Source organism: Nocardia sp. NPDC002869, from assembly GCF_046764065.1.
Classification (GTDB): domain Bacteria; phylum Actinomycetota; class Actinomycetes; order Mycobacteriales; family Mycobacteriaceae; genus Nocardia; species Nocardia rhamnosiphila.
This window is the reverse complement of the sequence record NZ_JBKOOL010000262.1, coordinates 1-4,917: the sequence shown is the minus strand read 5'-3', so window position 1 is coordinate 4,917 and position 4,917 is coordinate 1. Positions and strand designations below refer to the sequence as shown.

Here is a 4,917-nt window from a genome sequence, read left to right as displayed (position 1 = left end):
ACCCCGCGCCGCCGCAGGCGGCGCCAAAAAACTCAGTAGTTGTGGCAGGTGTCGGCGACACCCTGGAGGGTGGTACGGAGTTGGGCGGTCCGGGGGTCGTTCTCGGCCTGCTGGGCCGCTTCGGGGTTCTCGTCGATGTACTGCTGCAGTTCCGCGCGGCGCTGTTCGACCGGCTGATCGAACTTGCTCTGCAGTTGCGCCTTCAGATCGGGATTGTTGTCCAGCATCGACGCCAGTTCCGGAGCCTGGTCGTGCAGCGCGGCCTCGATCTGGGCGAAGGAGCAGTCGCTGGTGATCAGCGGTTCGGCGAAATCCGTCGGTGCCGCGGAGGCGACCGCGGGGCTCAGGAACGCGGTAACCGCGGCGGCGGCGCCCAAGGTGAGGGTGAGCGGGCGGAGCGTGCCGCGAAGCCGGGTCGTCGTGTGTGCCATAGAGTTACTGCCTCCTACCGTATCGTGTCGAGCCAGGGCTCGTGGACTGCCTCAGACCGTATTGTGCCGTCATGGCCGGCCTCTGAGGATTTCTTAAGAGGAGTTTGAGTTTTGGGCGGGTCGCACGATCCGGGCGAGTTCGTCCAGGACTCCGGGATCTTCGATGGTGGACGGTATTTCGTAATTTTCGCCCGCCGTCATCTGGCGGATCGTCTTGCGCAGTATCTTGCCGGAGCGAGTTTTCGGTAGGGCGGGTACCACGACGGCGTCGTACAGGCCGGCGACCGGTCCTATCTGTTTACGGACGCGTTCGCTCAATTCGTCGCGCAACGTTTCGGGGTCGACGACGGCGTCGGCTTTGAGGACGACATAAGCGATGGGCCGTTGCCCTTTGAGTTCGTCGGGCAGCCCGATCACCGCGCATTCGGCGACGGCGTCGTGCCCGGCGACCGCCGCTTCGATACTGCCCGCGGAAAGGCGGTGCCCGGCCATATTGATCACATCGTCGCTGCGGCCGAGGACGAACAGGTAGCCGTCTTCGTCGAAATATCCGGAATCGCCGGTGAGGAAATGGCCGGGATATGCCGAAAGGTATGAGCGTTGATAGCGCTCGTCGTCGTGCCACAGGCCGGTGAGCGCGCCCGGGGGCAGTGGCAGGCCGATGACGATATTGCCCTCGGCGCCCGCGGCCACCGGGTTGCCGGAGGAGTCCAGCACGCGCAACCGGTAGCCGGGCACCGGTACCGAGGCCGAGCCCGGTTTGATCGGCAGCCGCTGCAGCCCGAGCGGATTGGCGCAGATGGGCCAGCCGGTTTCGGTCTGCCACCAGTGGTCCACCACCGGGCAGTCCGTGCGGTCGGCGAGCAGCGTGTCCGCGGCCCACCGGTAGGTGGCGGGATCGAGTCGTTCACCTGCGCAGAAGAGCGAACGGAGCGAACTGAGGTCGTAGTCGCGGGCGAATGCGGCGGCGGGGTCGGCGCGGCGGATGGCCCGCAGGGCGGTCGGCGCGGTGAACAGCGTGTGCACCCGGTGTTCGGCCACCACCCGCCAGAAGGCGCCGGCATCCGGTGTGCCCACCGGTTTGCCCTCGTAGAGCAGGGTCGTGGCGCCGGCCAGCAGCGGCGCGTAGACGATGTAGGAGTGGCCGACCACCCAGCCCACATCGGATGCGGCCCAGATGACCTGCCCAGGCCCGACATCGTAGATATTGCGCATCGACCAGGTCAGCGCGACGGCGTGACCACCGTTGTCGCGGACCACGCCCTTCGGCCTGCCGGTGGTTCCGGAGGTGTACAGCACGTACAGCGGGTCGGTGGCCGCGACGGAAACCGGCGTCGCGGGTTCGGCGTCGCGGACCGCGGCGTCCCAGTCCAGCCACCGCACGGCCGCGTCGACGGCCGGATTCCCGTCGTGGTTGTGCGGTGGGAAGTCCGCACGCTGTTTCACCAGCACGGTCCGTGGCGCGGTGGTCTCGGCCAGTGCGAGGGCCTCGTCGACGATGGGCGGGTAGGCGATGGTCCGGTTCGGTTCCAGCCCCCCTGACGCTGTCACGATCAGGACGGGTTCGGCGTCGTCGAGCCGGGCGGCGAGTTCGGGGGCGGCGAATCCGCCGAACACCACCGAATGCACGGCCCCGATCCGGGCGCAGGCCAGCATCGCGACCACGGCCTCGGGAATCATCGGCAGATAGATCACGACCCGGTCACCGGCGGTCACCCCGAGATCACGCATGACACCGGCGAATTTCGCGACCTCGTCGCGCAGTTCGGCATAGCTGTAGACGCGGGTACGGCCGGTCATCGCCGAGTCGTAGATCAATGCCGCCTGGTCGGCCCGGCCGGCGTCGATATGCCGGTCGAGCGCGTTGTAGCAGGTATTGAGCCGCGCGCCGGGAAACCACCGCGAAGTCCGGCGGTCGGTGTCTAGCGCCTGCTCAGGAGGTACATCCCAATCCACGGCCGAGGCCGCGCGGGTCCAGAACTCGGCGGGATCGACCAAACTGGTCTGATAGACCGGTCGATACTCGTTCCTCGCGCTCACCCGTGCTCCCTAGCCTCGCAGCAATCCTCGCCTCGATAGATCAGCACGATTGTGGCAGACTTCACGCGACCCCCCGTCGGGTGTCGCGACCATGGCTTATGCCTGTAACCGGCTGGTCAATGTGCGTGAACCCGGGCTGAGTACACCAAGAAGTTATTGATCCGTTAGAATCTGATGACACAAATTCGGTCCGTCGTAGACGCAATTTCTCGGCCAGCCGCGACCCACGGGCAGCTCCACCCGTCGAGCCACTATGCGAGTGTGGAGTTCCGCTGATGGAGCATGGCTGGGGCCAGGTTGGAAAGTGAGTGGGAATGCGTGACGCCGCTAGGTCCGGCACGAAGCGCTGGGCGCTGAGTAACTGGGACCTTCGCTGGAAGGTTACGGCCGTGCTGGCTGTGCCGTTGGCGGTCGCGGTCGGACTCGGCGTGTCCAGGATTTCGGCGGAATGGAGCAACGCGAACCGGCTGGGTTCGGCCTCCGAGAACGTCAGTATCGTTCCTTCCGTCCTCGATCTCAGTACGGCCACGTCCGCCACGGCGGGCTCTCAGGTGATCGCCATCGCGCCGGGCCGGTCGATGGTCACCGAGGACAACCTGACCTCCCTGGACCAGGCGATCGCCGCGGCCGAATCCGCGCTCGGCGAACTCGACGATCTGCCGGCCGCGCGCCAGGCGCTCACGGAGATGATCGATCAGGCCAAGGGAGTTCGCGCCGGCGGTATGGCGCCGTCGAATCTGCCGCCGGACAAAGCCGTCCAGGTTCTCGACAAGGCCCGTAACGCGGGTGTCCGGGCCGTGGAGGCCATTCTCGGCGAGATCGGTGACGCATCGATCGACCCGGCGAAACTCCGGCTCGTCGACGCGCTGAACCTGCGGTCCACCATGGTCGGTGAGATCACGGCCGCGGCGGAACTGCTGCGCAACCAGGAATCCGGTGAGCAGGCATACCGCACCGCGACCAATACCGAACGCGCCCTGCTGAACATCCTGAGCCAGCGCTACAACGCCGAGGATCCCGATATCGCGATCCTGCGCCAGGGCATCGACAACCGCGCCGGAATGCTGGAGACCCCCGAGGCCCAGGCCGGTCGGCTGCCCCTGGGCGAGGCCCGGCAATCGCTGCTGGACAGCACCACGACCACCGACAAACTGATCGCCGAGGCCACCTCCTCGATCGACGACGGTGTGCGGAAGATGGCCGACAAGGCGCTGTCCGACGCGGTCGTGTACTCCATCGTGGTGCTGCTGACGATCCTGGCGGCCCTGCTGCTCGCGGTGTTCGTGGCCCGGTCGATGATCGTGCCGCTGCACCGGCTGCGCCTGGCCGCCCTCCGGGTCGCCGAAAGCGATCTGCCCGACGAGGTTGCCCAGCTCCGTACCGGTGCCTCGCCGGAGGAAGTGCCCCTCGAACCGATGCCCATCCGGTCCGAGGAGGAGATCGGTCAGCTCGCGCGCGCGATCGACGATATCCACGGTCAGGCGCTGCGCCTGGCCAGTGATCAGCATCAGATGCGTTCCCAGGTCAACGATATGTTCGAGACCCTGGCACGCCGCAGTAAATCGCTCGTCGACCATCAGCTCAGCCTCATCGAGGCGATGGAGTACGACGAGAAGGACCCGCGCCTGCTGGAGAACCTCTTCCGGCTGGACCACCTCGCCGCGCGTATGCGCCGTAACGGCGACAACCTGCTGATTCTCGCCGGTACCAAGCAGCGTCGCGCCAAATCCGCACCCGTCGAGATCGCCGATGTCCTGCGCGCCGCGATCTCCGAGGTCGAGGACTACGAACGGGTCAAGCTCGGCGCCACCCCGCGCGGTGCGCTGATCGAACCGGCCGCCTCCGATATGGCACACCTGTTCGCCGAGCTCCTGGACAACGCGCTGCGCGCGTCGCCGCCGGAGACGGACGTGAAGTTCACCTTCGCGCAGGCGCACGATCAGGGCCTGCTCATCGAGGTCGCCGACCGCGGTATCGGTATGCCGCCGAGTGAGATGGCCGAGATCAACCGCCGGCTCGAGACCACCGCCGAACCCGGTCCGGACACCGCCCGCCACATGGGTCTGTTCGTGGTGGGCCGGCTCGCGGAACGGCACGGCCTCAACGTGCGGCTGCGGCCGACCTTCGATACCGCGCGCGATCCGGGTGTCACCGTCACCGTGCATGTCCCGATGAGCCTGATCGTCGCCGGGGAGACACAGATCCTGCCGCTGGCGACCGGTTCCGGGCCGCAGGCCGTCGTCCCGAACGACAGCGCGAAGAAAAAACCGGAACCGTCGCCCGACGAGGCCGCCGCGGCCGCGCTGCGCAATGTGCCGGGCGGACCGTCGATGCAGACCCGCGGAATCAGCCGTACCGCCGCCGGGAACATGATGGTGACCGTCGATCCCGGCATGAGCGGACCGCTGCCGGTCGTCGAGCGGCCCAAGCCGCTGGAACGTCCGGC

At 67.2% G+C, this 4,917-nt stretch carries 3 protein-coding genes; 1 reads left to right on the top strand and 2 read right to left on the bottom strand.

The window, feature by feature from the left end; translation table 11 throughout:
* Positions 1–32: 32 nt before the first annotated feature.
* Both ACLML9_RS27735 and ACLML9_RS27730 read right to left on the bottom strand, forming a co-directional pair.
* Positions 33–431 carry a hemophore-related protein gene (locus tag ACLML9_RS27735; protein ID WP_411948267.1) on the bottom strand — a complete coding sequence of 133 codons (399 nt, stop codon included), beginning with the start codon at positions 429–431 and terminating at the stop codon, positions 33–35.
* Between the two features lie 93 nt (positions 432–524).
* On the bottom strand, positions 525–2,471 hold the full coding sequence (locus ACLML9_RS27730) for an AMP-binding protein (RefSeq protein ID WP_411948266.1): 1,947 nt from the start codon (positions 2,469–2,471) through the stop codon (positions 525–527).
* A gap of 389 nt (positions 2,472–2,860) precedes the next feature.
* On the opposite strand from ACLML9_RS27730, the gene ACLML9_RS27725 reads away from it, so the two are divergent.
* On the top strand, positions 2,861–4,917 hold a 2,057-nt coding region (locus ACLML9_RS27725; protein WP_411948265.1), incomplete at its 3' end, for a sensor histidine kinase.

Coding starts and splice junctions, on each gene's coding strand:
- ACLML9_RS27735 (WP_411948267.1), bottom strand. CDS start 431: ATGGCACACACGACGACCCGGCTTCGCGGCACGCTCCGCCCGCTCACC.